This is a genomic window from Kordia sp., from assembly GCF_965283645.1.
Taxonomy (GTDB): Bacteria; Bacteroidota; Bacteroidia; order Flavobacteriales; family Flavobacteriaceae; genus Kordia.
The window spans coordinates 2,460,025-2,482,348 of the sequence record NZ_CBDIPG010000001.1 but is presented as its reverse complement, the minus strand read 5'-3'; the positions used below and the strand labels follow the sequence as shown (position 1 = coordinate 2,482,348).

General features: G+C 33.5%; 19 protein-coding genes and 1 tRNA gene. 15 read left to right on the top strand and 5 right to left on the bottom strand.

All coding sequences use genetic code 11. From position 1 onward, the window contains the following. The first annotated feature begins 49 nt into the window (after window positions 1–49). The 8 genes from ACQ654_RS10950 to ACQ654_RS10915 all read left to right on the top strand — a co-directional run bounded on the left by ACQ654_RS10950 (window position 50) and on the right by ACQ654_RS10915 (window position 5,102). Window positions 50–613, top strand: a complete 564-nt coding sequence (locus ACQ654_RS10950) for a TetR/AcrR family transcriptional regulator (RefSeq protein ID WP_430410369.1) — start codon at window positions 50–52, stop codon at window positions 611–613. A 74-nt stretch (window positions 614–687) separates the two neighbouring features. Then, window positions 688–1,245 carry a carboxymuconolactone decarboxylase family protein gene (locus ACQ654_RS10945; protein ID WP_430410368.1) on the top strand — a complete coding sequence of 186 codons (558 nt, stop codon included), beginning with the start codon at window positions 688–690 and terminating at the stop codon, window positions 1,243–1,245. A 27-nt stretch (window positions 1,246–1,272) separates the two neighbouring features. Beyond that, entirely contained in the window at window positions 1,273–1,914 is a 642-nt protein-coding gene (locus ACQ654_RS10940) for a peroxiredoxin-like family protein (RefSeq protein ID WP_430410367.1), read from the top strand. A gap of 1 nt (window position 1,915) precedes the next feature. Continuing rightward, complete coding sequence (locus tag ACQ654_RS10935; protein ID WP_430410366.1) at window positions 1,916–2,317, top strand: DoxX family protein; 402 nt, start codon at window positions 1,916–1,918, stop codon at window positions 2,315–2,317. Window positions 2,318–2,337: 20 nt separating this feature from the next. Continuing rightward, entirely contained in the window at window positions 2,338–3,174 is an 837-nt protein-coding gene (locus tag ACQ654_RS10930; protein ID WP_430410365.1) for a hypothetical protein, read from the top strand. A gap of 360 nt (window positions 3,175–3,534) precedes the next feature. Beyond that, a complete protein-coding gene (locus ACQ654_RS10925) occupies window positions 3,535–3,819 on the top strand; it encodes a hypothetical protein (RefSeq protein ID WP_430410364.1) in 285 nt (94 codons plus the stop codon). A 98-nt stretch (window positions 3,820–3,917) separates the two neighbouring features. Beyond that, window positions 3,918–4,016 (top strand): bacteriocin, encoded by a 99-nt coding sequence (locus ACQ654_RS10920; RefSeq protein ID WP_430410363.1) that lies wholly within the window; start codon window positions 3,918–3,920, stop codon window positions 4,014–4,016. Window positions 4,017–4,172: 156 nt separating this feature from the next. Continuing rightward, complete coding sequence (locus ACQ654_RS10915) at window positions 4,173–5,102, top strand: isoaspartyl peptidase/L-asparaginase family protein (RefSeq protein WP_430410362.1); 930 nt, start codon at window positions 4,173–4,175, stop codon at window positions 5,100–5,102. A 195-nt stretch (window positions 5,103–5,297) separates the two neighbouring features. On the opposite strand, the gene ACQ654_RS10910 is transcribed toward ACQ654_RS10915, so the two are convergent. Then, window positions 5,298–6,161, bottom strand: a complete 864-nt coding sequence (locus ACQ654_RS10910) for a cyanophycinase (protein WP_430410361.1) — start codon at window positions 6,159–6,161, stop codon at window positions 5,298–5,300. A 188-nt stretch (window positions 6,162–6,349) separates the two neighbouring features. Here ACQ654_RS10910 and cphA point away from each other — a divergent pair, with 188 nt between their 5' ends. From cphA to ACQ654_RS10895, 3 genes are all read left to right on the top strand, one after another. Then, complete coding sequence (gene cphA, locus ACQ654_RS10905) at window positions 6,350–9,004, top strand: cyanophycin synthetase (RefSeq protein WP_430410360.1); 2,655 nt, start codon at window positions 6,350–6,352, stop codon at window positions 9,002–9,004. A gap of 140 nt (window positions 9,005–9,144) precedes the next feature. Then, window positions 9,145–10,440: a metallophosphoesterase gene (locus ACQ654_RS10900; protein ID WP_430410359.1), complete on the top strand. Its 1,296-nt coding sequence runs from the start codon at window positions 9,145–9,147 to the stop codon at window positions 10,438–10,440. 88 nt (window positions 10,441–10,528) lie between these two features. Continuing rightward, complete coding sequence (locus tag ACQ654_RS10895; protein WP_430410358.1) at window positions 10,529–10,825, top strand: thioredoxin family protein; 297 nt, start codon at window positions 10,529–10,531, stop codon at window positions 10,823–10,825. Here ACQ654_RS10895 and ACQ654_RS10890 read toward each other — a convergent pair. Together ACQ654_RS10890 and ACQ654_RS10885 are read right to left on the bottom strand one after the other, a co-directional pair. After that, window positions 10,822–11,475 (bottom strand): polysaccharide deacetylase family protein, encoded by a 654-nt coding sequence (locus tag ACQ654_RS10890; RefSeq protein WP_430410357.1) that lies wholly within the window; start codon window positions 11,473–11,475, stop codon window positions 10,822–10,824. The genes ACQ654_RS10895 and ACQ654_RS10890 overlap by 4 nt on opposite strands. A 12-nt stretch (window positions 11,476–11,487) precedes the next feature. Beyond that, a complete protein-coding gene (locus ACQ654_RS10885; protein WP_430410356.1) occupies window positions 11,488–14,763 on the bottom strand; it encodes a DUF2723 domain-containing protein in 3,276 nt (1,091 codons plus the stop codon). 160 nt (window positions 14,764–14,923) lie between these two features. On the opposite strand from ACQ654_RS10885, the gene ACQ654_RS10880 reads away from it, so the two are divergent. The 4 genes from ACQ654_RS10880 (at window position 14,924) to ACQ654_RS10865 (ending at window position 19,969) form a co-directional block, all read left to right on the top strand. After that, window positions 14,924–14,996, top strand: a tRNA-Gln gene (locus ACQ654_RS10880). Window positions 14,997–15,554: 558 nt separating this feature from the next. Then, on the top strand, window positions 15,555–17,225 hold the full coding sequence (locus ACQ654_RS10875) for a peptidase domain-containing ABC transporter (RefSeq protein WP_430410355.1): 1,671 nt from the start codon (window positions 15,555–15,557) through the stop codon (window positions 17,223–17,225). Beyond that, window positions 17,219–18,568 carry an HlyD family secretion protein gene (locus ACQ654_RS10870; RefSeq protein WP_430410354.1) on the top strand — a complete coding sequence of 450 codons (1,350 nt, stop codon included), beginning with the start codon at window positions 17,219–17,221 and terminating at the stop codon, window positions 18,566–18,568. Before ACQ654_RS10875 ends, ACQ654_RS10870 begins: the two co-directional genes overlap by 7 nt. Before the next feature lie 6 nt (window positions 18,569–18,574). Beyond that, window positions 18,575–19,969: a TolC family protein gene (locus ACQ654_RS10865; RefSeq protein WP_430410353.1), complete on the top strand. Its 1,395-nt coding sequence runs from the start codon at window positions 18,575–18,577 to the stop codon at window positions 19,967–19,969. An 83-nt stretch (window positions 19,970–20,052) separates the two neighbouring features. Here the strand turns inward: ACQ654_RS10865 and ACQ654_RS10860 are convergent, their stop codons facing one another. Then, window positions 20,053–20,235 (bottom strand): hypothetical protein, encoded by a 183-nt coding sequence (locus ACQ654_RS10860; RefSeq protein ID WP_430410352.1) that lies wholly within the window; start codon window positions 20,233–20,235, stop codon window positions 20,053–20,055. Between the two features lie 125 nt (window positions 20,236–20,360). Then, window positions 20,361–22,043 carry a helix-turn-helix domain-containing protein gene (locus ACQ654_RS10855; protein WP_430410351.1) on the bottom strand — a complete coding sequence of 561 codons (1,683 nt, stop codon included), beginning with the start codon at window positions 22,041–22,043 and terminating at the stop codon, window positions 20,361–20,363. Window positions 22,044–22,324: the final 281 nt, after the last annotated feature.

Genomic DNA, 22,324 nt, shown 5'->3' with positions numbered 1-22,324 from the left:
TTTTTATATTTCTAAACGATTGTTTAGTTTTGTTCTGTGATTATAAAAGATGGCAAGAAAAAAAGAATATAGTGAAGATGTGGTTGTGGAAAAAGCGATGCATCTTTTTTGGCGAAATGGATATGCAAACACTTCCATGCAAATGCTTGAAAAAGAAATGGGCATTAACAAGTTTTCCATATATGCTAGCTTTGGGAATAAATACGGTCTATATCTTGAAAGTTTAAAAAGTTACAAAAGAAAAGTAAATTTTATTTTCGAAGAATTTAAAAATTCAAATAACGGTATAGAAGATATTAAAGACTTTTTCTATAATTCAATTAAAATTTGCAATGAAAGTGGAAATCAAAAAGGTTGTTTTATTACAAATACGTACAACGAATTTTCAGAAAGTGAAGATGAACCTATTAATGAGCAGATGAATGTCTTTATGAATAATTTAAAAGAATTATTTATAAAGAAATTAAAAAAGGATCTCAATAAGGATGAAAGTACTATAACAAAGCAAGCTAATTTCTTATTGTTGGCAAAACATGGTTTGGCTGCAGCATCCAGAGTAAATACTCAGAAAGAAATAGAAGACTATATTGAAATGACATTCAAGAACCTATAATATTTTTTTAATTCATATCTAAACAATCGTTTAGATATTTAACAATACTCAATAAAACTATAAAATTTAAAATTATGACAACGTTAAAAGTTCACACTATTGAATCAGCACCAGAAGAAAGTAAAGCATTGCTAGAACAATCTGTAAAATCATTTGGAATGTTACCAGGTTTGCATGGTGTGTTGGCTTCTTCACCAGAAGCATTAGAAGCATACAAAACACTTCATAACTTATTTCAAAACACATCATTTGATGCAGAAGAACTCACTGTAGTTTGGCAAACTATTAATGTAGAGCATGAGTGTCATTATTGTGTGCCTGCGCATACAGCAATTGCTCACATGATGAAAGTAAACCCTGAGTTAACAGAGGCTTTAAGAAATAGAACTGCTATGCCGAATGAAAAATTACAGGTTTTACACGATTTTACTTTAAAAGTGACACGCAATCGTGGACACGTAACACAAGAAGATTTAAACACATTTTATGAAGCAGGTTATGGTGAAAGACAAGTTTTAGATATCATTTTGGGACTATCGCAGAAAGTGATTAGTAACTATACAAATCATATTGCGAACACACCAGTTGATGCGCCATTTCAGAAATTTGCTTGGGAACCAAAAACAGTATAAATAATACTATTAATTAAAAATATAAAAATGAATCTTACTGACCAATTATCAGAGAGAAGAAATAATAGTGCAAAAGTTATTCCTACAGACAAACGTGCAATCATGCAAAAAAGCACGGAAGATCTTAAGTCACAAAATTTGAGTAAAAAAGCATTGACAACAGGTGAAATACTTCCATCATTTACTTTAAAAAATATTGAGGGGAATCCAGTTTCATTAGAAGATTTTCAGTCCCAATATTTAGTTGTAGCATTCTATAGAGGTGGATGGTGTCCATATTGCAATATGGAGTTAAAAGCTTTGCAATCAATCCTTCCAGAATTAACTGAGTTAAACGGTGAATTAGTTGCTATTACGCCAGAAACACCAGATAATTCACTCACAACTTCAGAAAAAAACGAATTAACATTTTCTGTAGTAAGTGATCTTAACAATGCATATGCAAAATCATTAGGATTGGTATTTCAATTACCTAAAAATTTGCAAGGTGTTTACAATGATTTTGGTATTGACGTAGCTAAGCACAACGGAAACAATGATTTTGAATTACCAATGCCTGCAACGTATATTTTGAACAAAGACCGAGAAGTTATTTACAGTTTTGTTCCAGAAGATTATACAGAGCGCTTAGAGCCTGAAACTATTTTAGAAATTATAAAGAAGCAGTAAAATGAAATTGCAGGATTTAAACAATAAAGCACTAGCGATACATTTATTACGCATTTCCTTCGGGATCAACTATTTATTTCATGGAATAGTTAGGTTGCCCAACTTAGACAAATTTGTAGCAGGAATGCAAAATACTTTTCAAGATACGCTATTACCCAATTTTTTAGTAACACCATTGGCGTACACTATTCCTTTTGCTGAAATTATGATTGGACTTTTATTAATCCTCAATAAATTTACAAGGGAAACACTCATAGCCACTTTTGTTCTCATGAATATTTTTGTAATAGGAAGCTCATTTGCCCAAAAATGGGATATTGTCGGATTGCAAGCTACATACATAGGTTTTCTGTTTTTATTGCTGTATTTTATGAATGACAAGCAAACAACAAATCAAAAATAACCACAAAATAAAATAATAAAATGAAGTTTAAAACAATCACAATCATAGTCAGTGCCTTTTTAGTAACTGTCAGCTGTAAAAACACTTCAAAAAAGGAAGTCAAAGAAGAACCTGTTCAAGAAGAAGAAGTTACGATCAATTTTCAGAATAATGGACATGAATTAGTGTATAATTTGGTTGAAAAAGTAGGGAATTATCAAAAACTAAGGTCTAAAAATGATGTTACCTATACGTACACCTACACAACACCAGATGGTAAGGCTGACATATCAACAGAAAAATACATTTTTGATGGAGAACTATCTTATGGCGAATACAAACAACATCAACGTACGTTGCCGCAACTAGAAGGTACAATGGAACAAGGATATGATGGGAAGGAATACTGGATAAAAACAAACGGAAAGTTAATCAACGACACTAAAGCATTAAAAAGAGTCATGTTTAGCAGACCTACGAATTTTTACTGGTTTACGATGTTTCAAAAACTTTTAGATCCGGGATTAAACTATGAATACTTAGGTGAAAAAGAAATAGACAGCAAAAACTATGATATCGTAAAAGTTTCTTTCGAATCTAAAAACGATAAACCTACGGACATTTATCAACTATACATCAACAAAGAAACAGGATTGGTAGATCAGTTTTTATTTACGGTAGCAGATTTTGGTGTGATGGAAGAGCCATTACTAATGCAATTAGAGTATGAAAAAGTAGATGGTTTCTTAATCCCTAGCAAGCGTAAATACAAAAAATCTACTTGGGACGCAGAAGTAACGGATGCACCTTGGATTTTAGTTGATTGGTCTAATATTAAGTTTGATAACAATTTAAAGAGAGAAGAATTTGTAAAATAACGGAGACAACAGCAGTTGTTGAGTAACGATAAAACTTATTTTACAACATGAAATTATTAAAAAAACGACTGTTTTTAATTCTCTCTGTTTTACTTTCATATCATTAATTCAGACTTCGCTACTGACACTCTTTTATGGATGCAATCCTAACTATATTCATTACCTTTTTTAAAATGAATCTTGGTTTTTCTAAATGATCTATTATCAAATAAAGCGCTTATTTGTAAGATGCTTTCATATATAATTATGAATTTAATTACAGTATACTATTACTTAAATTACGATAATATTAAGTTTTTTATGTCATAATATTGGTATGTTAGTTGTTCTATACTGTAATTAACTTTAAAATTTTAAATCATGAAAAAAAGAAATCTTAAATCGTTAAGCCTTAACAAAAAATCCATTTCTAATCTGTCATTCTCTACTATTAAGGGGCAAGGTCCAAATTCAGTAAACTTAACTTGTACTGTTGACTTTACTTACAACGTAGAATGTGTAAACTTCACGGAATTGGTTGGATGTTTCCATTCTCTGGATACTGTCTGCGAAGTAACAGATAAAAATGCAACATGTTCTCCAAACACTAATTTCGTTTGTTTTTATTCTGATCTTGAATGTGGAAATGCTGATACATTAAATTAAAGAAAAGATTCCCAATCTACTTTATCGGTCGTAATTTTTTCTGTTCCTGTTGATTTTATGTATAAATTAGAGCAACATTAACTTTAAAATCACTTACGATGTTAGAAAAATTTAAAAAACTCAACAAAGAACAAATGAACGCTATCAATGGCGGAGCGCAAGAAGTTGCCGATATTGATAGAGTACAACCGAATTAGTAGAAAAAATAGTTTTTTATAAATTCCCTCGAATTCGGGGGAATTATTTTTTATCTACACACAATCAATAAAAGCTACATTACAATAATTTGATATCACTTCTACAATTTTAATGAGGACAATTTTGTAATTTTACGCAATCAAATAAAAAGCGAAATGCAAACGATCTCAATTGCCATTCACGGTGGCGCAGGAACTTTAGTCAAAGGAATGATGACACCGCAATTGGAAGCGGAATACAAAGCCGCTTTGCAAAAAGCATTAGATGCAGGTTACAAGTTGCTAGACGCAGGAAAATCTTCGGTTGAAGCTGTAGAAGAAGCGGTGAAGTTATTAGAAGATTCACACTTGTTCAATGCGGGAAAAGGAAGTGTGTTTACAGCGGAAGGAACACACGAAATGGACGCGGCCATCATGGAAGGAAAGAATTTAAATGCAGGTGCCGTTTCACTAATTACAGGAATCAAAAATCCTGTTTCGTTGGCACGTGACGTAATGGACAAAAGTGAGCATGTATTTATGGCAGGAGAAGGCGCAATGTATTTTGCAAAAATGCACGACTATGAATTAGAAGATCCATCGTATTTTTACGATGAATTACGCTACAATCAATGGCAAGAAATAAAAGGAACAGATAGTTTTCAACTAGATCATTCCCTAAAAAAAGATTCAAAATTTGGAACTGTTGGTGCAGTTGCCTGCGATAAAGATGGAAACATTGCGGCGGCAACTTCTACAGGCGGAATGACCAACAAACGTTTTGGTCGTGTTGGCGATTCTCCAATGATTGGTGCTGGAAACTATGCAAACAACGAAACATGTGCCGTATCGTGTACAGGAAGTGGCGAATACTTTATTCGTGGTGTTGTGGCGTATGATGTTTCAAGTTTAATGGAGTACAAAGAATATTCACTTGAAAAAGCGGCTGATGTTGTTATCAATGAACGCATTTTAAAACTCGGTGGCGACGGTGGATTAATTGCAGTGGACGCCAACGGAAACATTGCAATGCCTTTCAATACCGAAGGAATGTACCGAGCATGTAAATCTTCAAATGGAACGGAAGCGGTTTCTATTTATAAATAGCTTATTGTGAGATGCTGTACTTCAATATACTGAGTAACTAGTTCAGCATGGCATAGAATAGAAAATTCGATAATAGATTCCTGTCTCCATAGGAGTGACAAAAAAATCTATCAACCTAAGAAATTCAACCTTAGCAAGAAAAGGCTAAAAGTGTTCACATTGAGTGAAGTCGAAATAAAACGATCTAATATCTCTTTATATAAAAGGTGCTTCAATCGGTAAAACAGAAACTTTACGATTTTTAATATCAAACTGATCACCATTCGATAGTACATGAATTGTAAGGTTTGCCATTGTCATTGGTGTTCCTTCTTTCAATACTTTTTCGTTATTATGCGTCAACGTAGCTCCATCAAATACAATTACCATTCCCGAACCAATTACCGTACAATCGTTTCCGTTTTTAATAATCATTCCAGTGTCTTCTGCCAATCCAATTCCGATCAAATTAGGAAATTTTGCTACCGCTTCTGATTGTCTTCCAAAACGACCTCTACGAATAAAATGTGTGTCTACAATCAATTCTGGAATCAAGCTTAACCCTTTATACATCGTCACAGCGCCTTTAATAAACGCTTCGGAAGCACTTCCGCCAGCAATCATTTCGTTTGCCATTACCATAGCGCCTGCACTTGTCCCAGCAATTACAAAACCTTCTTCATTTTGGTAACGATCGGCTAAAATAGTATGAATCGTTGTTCCGCCAATTTTATTTGTAATTTTAGATTGATCTCCACCAGAAAACATAATACAATCAGCATTTTTGATCAATTCAATAGACGATTCTTTTTCTGAATCTTCCGTACTTCTAATATCTAAAACGGTAATATCTGTGCATCCTAATTTTTGGAAAGCATCTACATAATTTTCTCCAACTTCAACAGGAATACTAGAAGCCGTTGGAATTACCACAATTTTTGCATCAACACCTCCAGCTTCTTTGACAACGTGAAATAAAATTCCATCATCAATAAACTCTAGCGCGTACATTTCTTCGTCATCATCTCCTTTATCTTCATTTCCACCAATGGGAATTAAAGTTCCTTTAACCTGCAACATGTTCTTGTGATTTTTTTGTGATTGCAAAAGTAAAATAAATTTCTATCTGTTGCCCTATTTTTAGCGTAATCTTAATCTAACCTCATAGAATCTGTAAAAGGACTTAGAAATCTGTGAAATTTTTCTATATTTAGGCTTAACTTGTTATGAATAACAAGAAATAACCAACCAAGCAAACCAAACAACACATGGAAATAAGAAGTATAAATGCAATGCGAGGACCAAATTATTGGTCAGTAAGAAGACATAAGCTTATCGTAATGGTTTTAGACCTGCAAGAAATGGAAGAATCTCCAACGAATAAAGTTGATGGTTTTGGAGATCGGTTAAAAGCTATGTTTCCTTCCATGTATTCACATAGATGTTCTGAAGGTTGCGAAGGTGGATTTTTTATGCGTGTAGACGATGGAACTTGGATGGGACACGTTATTGAGCACATTGCATTAGAAATACAAACCTTGGCGGGAATGGATACGGGTTTTGGAAGAACTCGCGGATATGGTGAAGAAGGTGTTTACAATGTAGTTTTTTCCTATATGGAAGAAAAAGTTGGACGCTATGCCGCAAAAGCCGCCGTTCGTATTTGTGAAGCATTAATTTCTGGAGAAACATATGATTTATCAGAAGACATTCAGGAAATGCGCGAAATTCGTGAAGAAGAACGTCTTGGGCCAAGCACAGGATCTATAGTAGAGGAAGCAGTAAGTAGAGGAATTCCTTGGATTCGCTTAAACAAATATTCACTATGTCAATTAGGATATGGTGCAAATCAAAAACGAATTCAGGCAACTGTAACAAGTGAAACGAGTAATATAGGAGTTGAAATTGCATGCGATAAAGAAGATACAAAATACTTATTAGAACAAGCAGAAGTACAAGTGCCACGTGGCGAAATTATTCGTAGAGAACGCAGTTTAGAAGAAGCCTGTCGTTATGTTGGTTATCCTTTAGTTGTAAAACCTGTTAACGGAAATCACGGAAGAGGAATTACAGTAGATATCAACAATTATGAAGATGCTTTGGTAGCGTTTAAAGCCGCACAAGAAATTTCGCGATCTGTAATTATAGAAAAATATATAACTGGAGACGATTATCGTTTACTAGTAATAAATAATGTATTAGTAGCCGCGGCTAAAAGAACGCCCGCACATGTTGTTGGAGATGGAACATCTACCATTCAAGAATTAGTAGACGAAGTAAATAAAGATCCGCGTCGTGGGTATGGACACGAAGAAGTCTTAACCATGATTAAAATCAACGATCTTTCACTTACACTAATTGCCGCAAAAGGATATACACTTGAAACTGTCTTGGAAAAAGATGAAGTGATGATTTTAAAAGATACGGCAAACCTAAGTACAGGAGGAACTGCCGAAGATGTAACTGATATTGTACATCCTGCAAATGTATTTATGGCAGAACGAATTTCTAAAATTATTGATTTAGATATTTGTGGAATTGATGTCATGACTTCTGATATAAGCAAACCATTATCAGAAACTGGCGGTGCTGTGTTAGAAGTAAATGCTGGACCAGGATTCCGTATGCACTTAGCGCCAACGGAAGGATTGCCAAGAAATGTTGCGGCACCAGTAATTGACAAGTTATTTCCTCCAGGATCAACTTCACGCATTCCAATTATAGCAATCACAGGAACAAACGGTAAAACGACGACAACACGTTTGATTGCGCACATGGCAAAAATGAAAGGATATAAAGTTGGATATACCACAAGTGATGGCGTATACATTCAAAACCGATTGTTAATGACAGGTGATTGTACAGGTCCGTCAAGTACTGAATTTGTACTAAAAGATCCAACAGTAAACTTTGCTGTACTAGAGTGTGCACGTGGCGGATTATTGCGAGCTGGTTTAGGATTTAAAAACTGTGATATTGGTATTGTAACAAATGTTGCCGCAGATCATTTAGGATTAAAAGGAATTCATACTGTAGAACAATTAGCAAAAGTAAAAGGCGTCATTCCAGAAACGGTTTTACCAGATGGAACAACAATTTTGAATGCTGATGATGATTTGGTATATGCAATGCGTAAAAATGTTGACTGCAACGTGGCACTATTCTCGCTTGACGAAAACAATCCAAGAATTAAAGCCATGCAAAAACGTGGTGGTATTTCGGCAATCTATGAAAATGGGTACATTACCTTATGTAGAGGCGAATGGAAAATGCGTGTGATCAAAGCTGTAAATGTTCCATTAACTTTTGGAGGAAAAGCTACATTTATGATTCAGAATGTATTGCCAGCAGTTATAACAGCATATTTAAAAGGATTTACATTGGAAGATATGCGTGCCGCTTTGGAAACGTTTATTCCATCTGCATCACAAACACCAGGACGTTTAAACTTATTCAAATTTAAAAACTTCCAAATCTTAGTTGATTATGCACACAATCCTGCAGGAATGCGCGCATTAAAACAATTTGTAGACAATATAGAAGCTTCTATAAAAATTGGAATTATTGCAGGAATTGGAGATCGAAGAGTTGAAGATAACAACGAAATGGGCGGAATTGCCGCAGAAATGTTTGATGAAGTAATTATTAGACAAGACAAACGCTTGCGCGGAAAAACAGAAGAAGAATTGATCAAAATGTTGGATGACGGAATCAAAATGCACGATCCAAATAAGAAAACAACGATCATTCCATCTGAAAGTGAAGCTATTTTACATGCGGTTAAAAATGCAAAACAAGGTTCACTCATTGTATTGTGTAGTGATGTTGTTCCTGATGCATTAGATTTAGTTAAAAAACTAAAAGAGGAAGAATCTAATGAGTTGTATGATTTCACACCTGACGATATTCCTAATTTACAATAAATTATAGATAGAAAAACTCTCGAAATCATTCGGGAGTTTTTTAATTCATACTATTTCAACACCATGAAGTGTTAAAATTCCTGTAAATCGTAAAATCTATTTACAGATTAAAGGTAAATTTGTTAAAATATTAAAATCTAATGAGATTTATTATCCTCATCGCCATCGTTCTTTTTCTAGAACTATATACATTTTCCTCAGTTCGAACCTTAACAAGCAATAAAATAGTACTTATTGGTTTTTGGATTGTAACGGTTGCCATTTATGGAATATTTTTCTATCAAATGAGCATTACACAACGTGAAGGTCGCTTTAGTTTATCCACAGGATATGCAATTGCTCTAGGACTTACATTTTTAGTCCCGAAACTGTTTATACTCATCATATTATTTATAGAAGATATCTTCCGATTCTTTGCGTCGTTATTCAATTACTTTCAACATAGTGGAATGACCGTTGGAGAAGCAATTCCAGCAAGAAGAAAATTCATAAGTCAACTAGCATTAGGAATTGCCGCGATACCATTTGCAGGATTTTTATATGGAATATTTCAAGGAAGATATAATTACAGAGTGATAAAACACACCATGTTTTTTGATGATTTACCAGATGAATTTGATGGTTATAGGCTTACACAGATTTCAGATATTCATTCAGGAAGCTTTGATAATAAAGAGAAAATTGAATATGCCGTTGACTTAATCAATGAGCAAAAAAGTGATGTTATTCTCTTTACAGGAGATATTGTAAATGCGGTAGCTGAAGAAATGTATCCGTGGATTGACACATTTAAACGCATGGAAGCCAAAGACGGAATGTATTCTATATTAGGAAATCATGATTACGGATATTATGCCTATCGTACACAAGCAGAAATTGATGGCAATCACCAAAAAATAGAAAAAGTTCACAAGGATATAGGTTTCAATCTATTATTGAATGAAAAAAGAACGTTGGAACGTAACGGTCAGAAACTAAACATACTTGGTGTTGAAAATTGGGGAGCTTCACGTCATTTTCCAAAAAGAGGAAGTTTGAAAAAAGCTACGGAAGGCGTTGTTGACGGAGAATTTAATATTTTACTATCGCATGATCCTTCTCATTTTGATTACAAAGAGATGGAAATTCGCGAAAAAGAGAAAAAAGATCCAGCAGTTGTAACGGATGAGACAAATATTCTCGATTTTGAAAAAAAGATACAACTCACATTAGCAGGTCATACACATGGAATGCAGTTTGGAATAGAAATTCCATTCTTGAATATCAAATGGAGTCCTGTAAAATATAGATATCCGCGTTGGGCTGGATTGTATGAAGAAGCTGGAAAATACCTGCATGTAAACCGTGGATTTGGCGTATTGGCGTTTCCTGGGCGTGTTGGAATATGGCCAGAAATTACCGTGATAGAGCTTAAAAAACGCAAGAAAATAGCTTAATTGCTAGAAAATAGTACATTTGTAGTACTGAACTGCTATGTTTTTCGTTAAAAAAATAGCAATTCTATAAAAATAAAAACATTCGCTTATGTCAAAATTTGGTGAATTAATTAGTGCAGATATTCCAATTCTGTTAGATTTTTATACAGAATGGAACGAGCAGTCAAAAGCTATGCATCCCGTATTGAGAGATGTTGCGGCTGCTATTGGCGATAGCGCCAAAGTTATTAAAATAGACGTTGATAAAAATAAGGAATTAGCAGAAGCACTTCGTGTGAAAGGCTTGCCAACACTGATGATTTACAAAGGTGGAGAAATGGTTTGGAGACAAAGTGGAGAGCAAGATGCAAATACACTTATTGGGTTAATTACCGAACACGTCTAAATAGAAATACTGTCAAAAGTATATCCTAAATTGCTAAAGTGAGCCAATACTTTTGGTAACGCATAGCGTATCTTTTCTTGTGCTTTTATGCTATCGTGAAATACAACAATACTTCCTGCTTCAGTATGATCAAGAACATTTGATAAACATTTTTCTGGAGACAATTCTGTGTCAAAATCGCCACTTAACACATTCCACATTATAATACTATATCCAAGTTCTCGAAGTTTTCTTGCGAGATGAGGTGTTATTTTTCCATATGGAGGACGAAATAGTTTTGTAGTCGTTCTTTTTGATGATTTTAAGACAGTTTTAAACGTTTCATCACAATGTATGCTATCAGAAATATATAATTCGTTAGAAACCTTCCAAGCGTTTACATGCTGTTGTGTGTGATTGCCAACTGCATGTCCTTGTTGAATAATATCATTATAAATTTTAGGATATTTTTTCACATTATCACCAATACAGAAAAACGTAGCTTTAGCAGTATACTGTGCGAGTTGTTCTAAAACCCACGGTGTAACTTCAGGAATTGGTCCGTCATCGAAAGTTAGGTAAATAGTTTTTGTAGCAACAGAAAACTCCCAAACTAGTTGTGGAAATAAAGATTTCACTAGTTTGGGAGTTTTTACTGTATATAATTTCATGCTATATAAAGATTATTCAGCATCTTCAGCACCAAAAAGATGTTTGAATTGCTCAACATAATTTTGGAAAAGCATTCGTTCTTTTTCTAATGCTGCTTTTTGATCGTTTGCATCTAAAATACTGACAAGACTTTTATATTTTTCTAAATATTGATAAATGTCTTCAATGTCGTCATATTGTTGGCTCCTTTTTACACTTTTGTAATAATCTAAATATTCAATGTATTTAGTTTTTACTTCATTGTAAACAGCCATTCCTTTTTCTGTTTTGCCTATTTTGAAATAGCCATCAATAAAAGGTTCTGTAAAAATATAATATCCAAAATACTTAATTGGCATTTTTTCTAATGCTAAATCAATGATGGTTTCAGCTTTGTCATTTTTACCTTCTTTGATTAACTGTTCTACTAGTTTTGCCAAATTAGATCGGTATGAAATACTTTGTCTACGTGTTTGTGGATCATGATAAATGTCATCACTATCAGCATTTCCCCAATCCCAAGTCATTACATTTTTATACATTAATTCGCTATTCACACGTCCTAATTCATATTCGCTAGCATTTTTAGTTTTGATAGGAATTAGCTTTAGTACCAATCCGTCAAGCTGTAAATAATCTTTCATCCAAATGTATTCTGCTTTGTCAAAACTTCCACCTGTAAAGTAAATTGGACGTTTCCAATCGTTTTGATTCAAGATGTCTAACATCATTAAATTATTCTTGTACAATGCAGTTTGTGGCAATTCAATATCGATATAATCAACTATTAGATGTCTATCTTTTGGATCTACATATTTTGCGGCATTTTCTTTATTCACAGGAACACGAACTTTATTTACTGGATAATAAATAATATTTCGTTGACTTTGCGGAATATTTTGATCTTCTACTTCATATACTTGATCAATTAAATAGCCGTATTTCGTTTCTTTACGATCGCTTAAAACCCAGTCCATAAATCGATCTAGTTCCCAAACTGTACTATCAGAAACCGCAGGATGACGTTCATAACGAACATAATTACGCGTTCCGTGTTTGTACTTATCATGTGTCATTTCTGAAGGAACTGCTTCACTATCAAATGCTTTTTTCTTCATTTGATCAATGTACCAATCCGTCCCCAGAAGACTTGTGTTTATGGTTCTAACATCTGTTCTGTAACCTTCAACACTTTGTGCGTACCAAAGTGCAAACGAATCGTTGTCTCCAATAGTGAAAACCATAGCGCCAACATCTTCTTCCATAGAATTTAAGTATGCTTTTGCGGTCGATTGTGCTGTATAACGATTTGATCTGTCATGATCATCCCAGTTTTGAGAAGCCATTAATAATGGAACAGCAAATAAAGTAACAATGGTTATAGCTCCAGCGGCAATTTTTCCATCAACATATTCGCGTAACGAATCGAAAAGTGCATAAACTCCATAACCAATCCAAATAGCAAATACATAGAATGAGCCTACCAGTGCATAATCACGTTCTCTTGGTTCAAAAGGTCGTTCACTCAAAAATACTTTTAAAGCTAATCCGGTAAATAGGAAGAATATGAGCAACACCCAAAATTGTTTCGGTGCTCGTAGTAATAAAAATACAAACCCTAAGATTCCTAAAATTAGTGGTAAGAAGAAATATGTATTTCTTGCTTTGTTATTTAAAACATCTGATGGTAAATTGTCTTGTGAAGCGCCTAAATGCATTTCATCAATAAACCCAATTCCGCTAATCCAATTACCATGATTGTCCATTTTTCCTTGAATATCATCTTGTCTACCAGCAAAATTCCACATAAAATAGCGCCAGTACATATAGCCCATTTGATAATTGAGCATGTAATATAAATTTTGCCCAAAAGTTGGTGGTTTTACAATAATATATTCACGAATTCTTTTAATATGTTTTTCAAAATCATCTGCGTAAATCTCACCATTTTTCGCTCTCATTTTGAAATCATTGATAATACTTACAATTTCTTTATCACTGCGATATTTAGACTTTATATCAAAATCTAACAATCCTGTGTATTCCATATAATTCACAGCATGATCAGAACTCCACATTCTTGGTAAAAAACCTCTGTGGTTACTGTCCGAATTCTGTTTTGCCCCTTTCCATGTATTTACAACTACATATTTATCTAAAGCGATATCTTTTTCATAGCGTGGTTTATCATCAACATATGGTTGTTCCGCGTCCAATCCTCCATAAATATCCGTGTACATTGGTCCATAAAGGACATGTGTTTCAGGATATTGTTCTAAATTATAATATGCTAAAAGTAAATGTGCATTAGAAGGTTGGTTTTCGTTTACCACAATGTCAGAGTTTGCACGAATAGGAATCATCAACCATGTTGAGAATCCCATTAAAATGAAAGCCAAACAAAGTGTGATTGTGTTTAACAAGCGGTAATTTTTCTTTTTTGTGTACTTAATAGCAAAGTAGAAAACTGCAATAAATGACAAGCCTGCAAAAATATAACCTGTATTAAAAGGCGCTCCAAACGTATTTACAAAAAATACTTCCATATTCCAGAAAATACTCAATGTTGTTGGTGGAATAAATTTAAACACAAAAAATAAAACGGCTATTGAAATTACATTTGCTAAGATGAATCCTAGAACTGTTACCTTTTCGTAATTCTTGAAATAATAAATCATTCCCAATGCAGGAATTGTTAGTAATCCCATTAAATGTACACCAAACGCCAATCCAATAACTAAAGAAATTAAAACGAGCCAGCGATCGCCTCTTGGTTTATGCATTTCGTCTGCCCAACGTAAAACCATCCAAAATAGAACGGACATTAAGCATGCTGCCATTGCGTATACTTCGGCTTCAACAGCGCTAAACCAGAAACTATCTGAAAACGTAAACGCTAATGAGCCTACTAATCCGCTTCCAAGTACAGCAATTTGTTTTCCAAATGTAAATTCTACTTCTTCATTTTGTCCGTCAGGTTTCTTCAAAGCAACCTTTTTGACCAAATTGGTAATTGACCAAAACATAAATAAAATAGTAAAGGCACTAGAAAACACTGATAAATAGTTGACCATTATGGCAACTTGTTCTGGACCTGAAGCAAAAGTTCCAAATACAGCACCCATCATTTGATAGAATGGTGCTCCTGGTGGATGACCAACTTGAAGCTTTGCGGCAGTACTAATATATTCTGCACAATCCCAGTAACTTGCTGTAGGTTCAACAGTCAGACTAAAAGTTAGTAGCGCAATTAAAAAAACTCCCCATCCTAAGATGGTGTTCCATTTTTTAAAGTTTAAAGAAGTCATGAATATGCATTTAATTAAGACTAACGGCGAATTTAAGAATTTATCATATAACAAGTCTAATTTTTTGGAAAAGCTTAAGAATCATTTTTCTTGAAAATAAATAATTAAAATATTTGCTTGTTTCAAACTTTGTTTTAAATTTGCATCCGCATTACAGCATTGGCCTATGGTGTAACTGGCAACACGTCTGGTTTTGGTCCAGAAGAGTCTAGGTTCGAGCCCTAGTAGGCCAACAGAAAGCTCCTTTCAACTACGAAAGGAGCTTTTTTAGTATGTAATATATTGAGATTTACCAAAGTAGGGCGAGAAGTTTATGTTGAGCTTTCGCCGAAATAAGCCCTAGTAGGCCAACAGAAAGCTCCTTTCAACTACGAAAGGAGCTTTTTTTATATGTAATATATTGAGATTTACCAAAGTAGGACGAGAAGTTTATGTTGAACTTTCTAACTACATTTGCCTTATTGTTTCAATATAAAACGCAATCTAATTTGAAAGTAATTTATTATTCTTAATTTAAATAGTTAAAAATCAAATATTTAAAAGATATTTGATGTAAATCAGTAGCATTTTTGTTTTTTATAGCCTTAATATGTTAAAATTTTACACACTAAAAATTCAATAAGCTATTGTTAATCAATAGCATAAATTATTTTAATGTTAATAATAATACTTTCATATGCTAAGTTAATAGTATTACTATTATATTTGCGTTCGTAAATATTAAGATAGCATGTGGAGAAGAATTTATAACGAGTTTTTCAAAACAAAAATTAACGTTTTTAATATAAAACATGGAAAATAACCAATTATCACCTTGGCAACGTTTTGTTGGCTTACTACAATTAGAGAAAAAAGATATTTTTCAAATATTGTACTATGCCATTTTTGCTGGAATTGTAGCTTTATCATTACCGCTTGGAATTCAATCAATTATCAACTTAATACAAGGAGCGCAAATTTCAACTTCATGGATTGTATTAGTTATCTTGGTAACGTTAGGCGTTGTTTTCTCCGGCGCACTACAATTAATGCAATTGCGAATCATAGAAACCATTCAGCAACGAATTTTTATGCGTGCTTCTTTTGAGTTGAGTTATCGTTTTCCAAAAATTAAGATGAACGAACTGCGTAACTATTACCCACCAGAACTAGCAAATCGATTTTTTGATACCTTAACAATTCAAAAAGGACTCTCAAAAATATTAATTGATGTGCCTTCTGCATTGCTACAAATTCTTTTTGCATTAATTTTATTATCATTCTATCATCCATTTTTTATCATTTTCGGAATTTTATTGATAGTCTTAATCTATGTTGTATTTAAATTCACAGCTCAAAAAGGTTTGCAGACAAGTTTAGACGAGTCAAAACACAAGTATAAAGTTGCACACTGGATTCAGGAAGTAGCACGAACCATGGTAAGTTTCAAATTATCTGGAAATACCAATTTAGCACTCAAAAAAAATGATGTTTTAGTTGAAGAATATTTAAAAGCACGAGAAAGTCATTTCCGAGTATTGGTATTGCAGTTTATACAAATGATCTCGTTTAAAGTATTGGTAACAGCTTCCTTATTATTAATTGGTGGTGCATTGGTATTAAATCAAGAAATGAACATTGGACAATTTGTCGCGGCAGAAATTATCATTCTTTTAGTAATTGCTTCAGTTGAAAAATTAATTGTCGGACTCGAGTCATTCTACGATGTGTTAACTTCTATTGAAAAACTAGGGCAAGTAGTTGATAAAGAGTTAGAGTTACAAGAAGGAGAAGCGCCAGATTTTAAAGCAGGAATGTCCATTGAATTAGAAAATGTTTCCTATGAAGTTTCAAATCGCGAAAAGCCAATTTTGAAAAATATATCACTACTTGTAACACCAAAAAGTAGAATTTTAATTCAAGGTGAAAGTGGTTCTGGAAAATCAAGCTTACTACGATTAATAACGGCAGTTGTAGCGCCAACAGCAGGAAGCATATTTGTGAATAAATTTTCGATGGAAAGCTTGCATCTAAATCATTACAGATCGCATTTAGGATTATCACTTTCAGAAGAAACGCCATTTGAAGGTACCATTAGAGAAAACTTATCTTTTGGAAACGAAAATATTTCTGATGAAACCATATTTTGGGCGCTTGAAAAAGTAGGATTAACACAATTTATAAAAGAACAACCTAAAGGATTAAAAACCGTATTAAATCCGGAAGGAAAACAAATTTCGTATAACATTTCTAAAAAAATAGTACTGGCAAGAGCAATCATTAAAAAGCCAAAAGTACTCGTTCTAGAAGATCCATTAGATCAATTTAATGTTGATGAAAGTAATGAAATCATTGATTTCTTAACAGATCCATCAAACCCGTGGGCATTAATTGTTGTTAGTAGCAACGAACGTTGGAAAACAAGTTGCGGCGGACTATTAACACTAGAAAAAGGAGAAATTAAAAGTCGAAAAGCATGTTAAACATATCTAATAATCAACTCAATAAAAAAGTCGATCTTACCAAATTCAGATCTGGTAAAAAGATTTTTACAAAAGAATATTACAAGCAGTTTAATAAGTTTTTATTAGCGTTTGCAATCATCGGACTTATTGTATTATTCTTGCCGTGGACACAAAATATTTCTGGACAAGGTCAAGTAACAACGTTAACGCCTAGTCAACGTCCGCAAACCATTCAATCGCAAATTCCTGGGCGTATTGAAAAATGGTATGTTCGTGAAGGCGATTCGGTTCGAAAAGGAGATACAATTTTAAAAATATCAGAAATAAAAAGTGATTACTTTGATGATAAATTGGTAGAACGTACTGGCGATCAAATCAAAGCAAAGTCATCTTCGGTAACAGCATACAAAGGAAAAATAGGCGCGTTGGAAAGACAAGTTGCTGCTTTGCAAAATGAGCGAAACTTAAAGTTAAAACAGGCTGGAAACAAACTGTTGCAAGCAAAACTAAAAATAAAAGGTGATAGTATTGATGTAGAAGCGGCACGCATCAATGAAAAAATTGCACAACGTCAATATGATCGTATTGAAACGTTGCAAAAAGAAGGCTTAAAAGCGGTGAAAGATGTAGAAGAAAAACGTTTAAAACTGCAAGAAACACAAGCAAAACTCATTTCTTTAGAGAATAAATACTTGGCAAACAAAAACGAGTTAATCAATGCGAAAATAGAATTATCACGAACAGAAGCAACGTATGCTGATAAAATATCTAAAGCGCAAAGTGATATGTTTACAGCACAATCCAGTCAATATGATACGGAAGCGCAAGTAACGAAATTGGAGAATCAATACACGAATTATAAAGTTCGAAACGGTTTGCTTTACATTTTGGCGCCACAAGACGGTTTTATTAATAAAGCTATAAAAGGCGGAATTGGAGAAACATTTAAAGAAGGTGAAAAACTTGTCGGAATTATGCCAGCTGAATATGAATTGGCAGTAGAAAGTTTTGTGCGTCCAATAGACTTGCCATTACTTCACATTGGTGAAAAAGTACGTGTACAATTTGATGGTTGGCCAGCAATTGTATTCAGCGGATGGCCAAATGTATCGTACGGAACGTATGGAGCAAAAGTAGTTGCCATTGAAAACTTTATCAGTGACAATGGAAAATATAGAATATTGTTAGCGCCAGATGAAAGCGATCACGAATGGCCAAAAGCAATCAGAGTTGGTTCAGGAGCAAGAACAATTGCATTGCTTGATGATGTGCCAATTTGGTTTGAACTTTGGAGACAATTAAACAGTTTTCCACCAAACTTCTATCAACCAGCAGACAAAAAAGAAACAAAAAAGAAATAATATACCATGAGAAATTACTTTTATTTCATTGTATTTCTTTTCAGCGGAACACTATGTTCGCAAAACTCAATAGATTCAATCATGACATTGAACGAATATTTGGGTTATGTAAAAACATACCATCCAATAGTAAAACAAGCCAACTTAGTTATCAACGAAAGTGAAGCAAAACTATTAAAAGCGCGTGGCGCGTTTGATCCGAAATTGGAAGTAGATTACGATCGTAAAAAATTCAAAAACACTGAATATTACGACAAGCTAAATGCTACATTCAAAATTCCAACTTGGTACGGCGTTGAGTTCAAAGCCAATTTTGAAGAAAATACAGGCGAATTTCTAAATCCTGAATTTTCAGTGCCAACTGACGGTTTATACAGCGCAGGAGTTTCAATTTCGTTAGCAAGAGGATTTCTGATTAATGAGCGAATGGCAATGCTAAAACAAGCAAAACTATTTACACAACAAGCAAAAGCAGATCAACAATTATTGGTGAACGAAATACTATACGAAGCTTCATTGACGTATTTTAATTGGTTAAAAGCCTATAGAAACAAAGAAGTATACAGTTCGTTTCTGTCCAATGCAAGCATACGTTTTGAAGGAATAAAAAGAAGCTACCGCGAAGGAGAAAGAGCTGCAATTGATACGTTAGAAGCGCGATTGACGCTAAACACAAGAAAACTTTCGTTAGAAAAAGCACGTATTACATATGTGAAATCAACCTTAGAATTGTCAAATTTTTTATGGTTGAATGATAACACACCTGTAGAAGTAAAGGAAACGATACTGCCAGATGTTGAAACTGTCGCAAGTATTGACGATGTGTTGCAAGTAACTGGGTTTGATAATGAAGATTTTAATGTAGATGCGCATCCAAAATTACGTTCGTTAGACTTTAAATACGAAAGTTTACAGCTCAACAGGCGTTTAAAGCAAAACATGTTATTGCCGCAAATAGATTTGCAATACAACTTTCTATCGCAAACGCCAGACAACATAGGAACGTTCAATTCGGCAAACTATAAAAGTGGTGTAAACATAAGTTTTCCGTTATTCTTACGAAAAGAACGCGGAGATTTACGCTTGGCAAAACTAAAACTACAAGATTTAGAATTTGAAATGTCAACAACACGTGTAACGCTCAAAAACAAAATAGATGCGGTAACGCAAGAAATAGAATCGTACATATTGCAAAATCAACTAACGGAAGAATTGGTTGCAGATTATCAAGTGATGTTACAAGCGGAAGAACGTAAGTTTTTCTTAGGAGAAAGTTCGTTATTCCTTGTCAATTCGCGCGAAGCGAAACTTATAGAAAACACAATAAAAGCAATTGAGTTAGAAAACAAATTCTTCAAAACAAAAGCCAGCTTATTTAATATAATGGCTAACCTTTTATAAGCGTAAAACAATAAAAGTAAATTCATAAAAAATCCCAATCAATTACGATTGGGATTTTTTGTAATACTAAGTCTCTACAAATTTTAACAAACGGTTTGTATTGCCGAATGACACTGATTGTGTTTATTATTTGGTAATGATTTTGGGTATGAAGCTTCACAATTTCTGGATGGTAAAAGTCCACCTTTCAAATGATTTTGATGTGATACTTTGGCAATTTTAGACTTCAATACGTGTAAACGAAAAACTGTTTTTTTAAATTTCATGGTCAAATAAATTTATGGTTCACTCTAAAGCTACTACAAGTTTTAGAAACTGATGTGTTGTTTTTCAGAGTACTAAGTGCAATTTATAAATTGCAATCATTTTGAAAAACATAAAATACTGAATTTTAGTTGTTTATGTTTTTTGTCTGTTTAATAAAATCAGAAGGTTGCATTTTGGTTTTTCGCTTAAAAGCGCGTGCAAAAGATTGCGAATTATTAAAGCCAACTTCCAATGCAATAGCTTTAATAGTGTACAATGAAAAATGTTTGTCATTTTGTATCTTATCAATGGCGTAATCAATTCGTAAATCATTCAAGTACTCTGCAAATTTCTTACTCTTAAACGTGTTTACCACTTTGGATAAATAGGCAGAATTTGTTTGAAAACGTTTCGCAAGATTCGTCAAAGAAATATCAGGTTCAATAAAAGTGAATGTATTTTCAAAAGTATGCAACTTATCCAAAACGCTGTCAATTACCTCTTTTGGTACGCCAATATCTTCTATAAAGTCCGAGTCAATCACTTTGGTTTTTATTGTTGATTTTTCATGATTTTTTACAAACTCCTGAAAATGTTTACGAAGTCGTTTCTGTTTAAAATAAAATCCAATCAATAGCAACATAAAAATTCCAGACAACAGCAAGGCAACAATAACAACGGTATGATACTTTTTGTCTTTCTTCTTCAACTCTTCATTCAGTTCATGTTGCTTTGAAAGCAACTCTCTCCGATCAAATTTTTTCGTTATTTTAGAGCTCAAACTTCTGTAGTCACTTTTACTCTGACTTGAGGCAAACAACGCTTTCTCAATATAAAACGCTTCTTTTGAGGTATCATTCTGTGCTCTGTAATACGTATACAATGCTTCGTAATTTTCCATTACAACACTAGAAATATGGTTCGGATTCATGGAAAAAATAGAATCAACTTTCTTATAATAAAAAATTGCTTTTTCCTTATTTTGAATCGAATCATACGACTTTCCTAAATGAAAATAACCATTAATAACAGGCAACTTATCAGGATATTCACCAATAATATTCATGGTCTTTTCCAAAGTGTCAATTGCAGTTTGATAGGCTTTCTTATGGAAAAAATTAATGCCGCTATTCAATACAAAAAAGTCATACACATCATTATTCTTATAGCGTTTGGCAATGGCAATACCAGCTCTATTATACTTCGTAGCAGAATCAATCTGTTTCATCTCTGTAAAAACATCTGCCAACGCCAAATGCGAACGCATAAAATCTTCCGGATCACGTTCCGGATCATGCAATTCATACTGATAACACTTTCTAAAAATAGTCAACGCTTCCTCGTATAACTCAAGTCGCTTCTTCAAAACGCCTACATTATACGTATTCACATACACCAATTCACGATTGTCATTTTTTTCTGCATAATCATATGCTTTCATATGGTTTTCCAACGCTACTTTGTAATTTCCTTTCAAATAAGAAAGCGCGCCTTTATAAGTGTATAAAATGGCAGGATAACGCTTGTCGTTCAAATCTTTACTAATGGCAATTCCTTTATCATAAAAGGCAAAACGCTTTTCATGATCGCTTTTAAAAATATTGCCCAACAACTCGTATCCGACAGCCATGTTGCGTTTATCTTTTTCTTTTTTGGCTTTCGCCAGATAATACGTTGCATATGATAACTGTTTTAGTGAATCTTTTGACGAATTATCATGTAAGGCACGAATGACTTCATATGATGCATCTTGAAGCGAATCAGAAAGCGTAAAATCAGTACTACTTTGTGAAGAAACAAAACCTGAAATAAGCAGGCTAAACGACAAAAAAAAGAATCGTTTAGTCTGTAAAAAAGCGAGAATATATTTTCCTGTAAAAAACCAATAGTTAGGCATAAAGAAAAAAATAGAAAGTTAGAAAAGCTGTTTAGTTTTCTAAATATAATCTTTTTTCATGGGAAATGGTTGTTGTGTCTGTGCAATTAAAAAATGTAAAAAGGAAGCATCTTGCAATTTATAAATTGATAGATGCAATTCATAAATAGCAAAAACAACTGTTTTTTTGAGGAAATATCTTAGGCTACATTTGAACTGTTGCAACACTTCAC

Bases quoted from the DNA above. Each gene is read 5' to 3' on its own strand.
- ACQ654_RS10950 (WP_430410369.1), top strand. From the start codon at position 50: ATGGCAAGAAAAAAAGAATATAGTGAAGATGTGGTTGTGGAAAAAGCG.
- ACQ654_RS10945 (WP_430410368.1), top strand. From the start codon at position 688: ATGACAACGTTAAAAGTTCACACTATTGAATCAGCACCAGAAGAAAGT.
- ACQ654_RS10940 (WP_430410367.1), top strand. From the start codon at position 1,273: ATGAATCTTACTGACCAATTATCAGAGAGAAGAAATAATAGTGCAAAA.
- ACQ654_RS10935 (WP_430410366.1), top strand. From the start codon at position 1,916: ATGAAATTGCAGGATTTAAACAATAAAGCACTAGCGATACATTTATTA.
- ACQ654_RS10930 (WP_430410365.1), top strand. From the start codon at position 2,338: ATGAAGTTTAAAACAATCACAATCATAGTCAGTGCCTTTTTAGTAACT.
- ACQ654_RS10925 (WP_430410364.1), top strand. From the start codon at position 3,535: ATGAAAAAAAGAAATCTTAAATCGTTAAGCCTTAACAAAAAATCCATT.
- ACQ654_RS10920 (WP_430410363.1), top strand. From the start codon at position 3,918: ATGTTAGAAAAATTTAAAAAACTCAACAAAGAACAAATGAACGCTATC.
- ACQ654_RS10915 (WP_430410362.1), top strand. From the start codon at position 4,173: ATGCAAACGATCTCAATTGCCATTCACGGTGGCGCAGGAACTTTAGTC.
- ACQ654_RS10910 (WP_430410361.1), bottom strand. From the start codon at position 6,161: ATGTTGCAGGTTAAAGGAACTTTAATTCCCATTGGTGGAAATGAAGAT.
- cphA (WP_430410360.1), top strand. From the start codon at position 6,350: ATGGAAATAAGAAGTATAAATGCAATGCGAGGACCAAATTATTGGTCA.
- ACQ654_RS10900 (WP_430410359.1), top strand. From the start codon at position 9,145: ATGAGATTTATTATCCTCATCGCCATCGTTCTTTTTCTAGAACTATAT.
- ACQ654_RS10895 (WP_430410358.1), top strand. From the start codon at position 10,529: ATGTCAAAATTTGGTGAATTAATTAGTGCAGATATTCCAATTCTGTTA.
- ACQ654_RS10890 (WP_430410357.1), bottom strand. From the start codon at position 11,475: ATGAAATTATATACAGTAAAAACTCCCAAACTAGTGAAATCTTTATTT.
- ACQ654_RS10885 (WP_430410356.1), bottom strand. From the start codon at position 14,763: ATGACTTCTTTAAACTTTAAAAAATGGAACACCATCTTAGGATGGGGA.
- ACQ654_RS10875 (WP_430410355.1), top strand. From the start codon at position 15,555: ATGGAAAATAACCAATTATCACCTTGGCAACGTTTTGTTGGCTTACTA.
- ACQ654_RS10870 (WP_430410354.1), top strand. From the start codon at position 17,219: ATGTTAAACATATCTAATAATCAACTCAATAAAAAAGTCGATCTTACC.
- ACQ654_RS10865 (WP_430410353.1), top strand. From the start codon at position 18,575: ATGAGAAATTACTTTTATTTCATTGTATTTCTTTTCAGCGGAACACTA.
- ACQ654_RS10860 (WP_430410352.1), bottom strand. From the start codon at position 20,235: ATGAAATTTAAAAAAACAGTTTTTCGTTTACACGTATTGAAGTCTAAA.